Source organism: Flavobacterium cheongpyeongense, assembly GCF_003202435.1.
Classification (GTDB): Bacteria; Bacteroidota; Bacteroidia; order Flavobacteriales; family Flavobacteriaceae; genus Flavobacterium; species Flavobacterium cheongpyeongense.
The window spans coordinates 1-220 of record NZ_QJHK01000081.1 but is presented as its reverse complement, the minus strand read 5'-3'; the positions used below and the strand labels follow the sequence as shown (position 1 = coordinate 220).

The following is a 220-nucleotide window of genomic DNA, read 5'->3' as shown; positions in this document are numbered from 1 at the left end:
GCATCCCTTATGTGATAACCGACGGTACAGCCACCGCTACCGCCAATGAATTGATTAGCGTAAGTCCTGCCAACGATGCACCGGTAGCCGTAAACGACAACTATACCGTAGCCGAAGAAGGCACCGTGACCCTGACCCCGTTAAGCTTAGATACCGATACAGATGGGGATACATTAAGCATCACCAGCATCAACGGCACAGCGTTAACCCCAGGCACGGC

The 220-nt window shown here is 53.2% G+C and carries 1 protein-coding gene; it reads left to right on the top strand.

All coding sequences use genetic code 11. From position 1 onward, the window contains the following. On the top strand, window positions 1–220 hold a 220-nt coding region (locus DMB65_RS22295), incomplete at both ends, for an Ig-like domain-containing protein (RefSeq protein ID WP_165835021.1).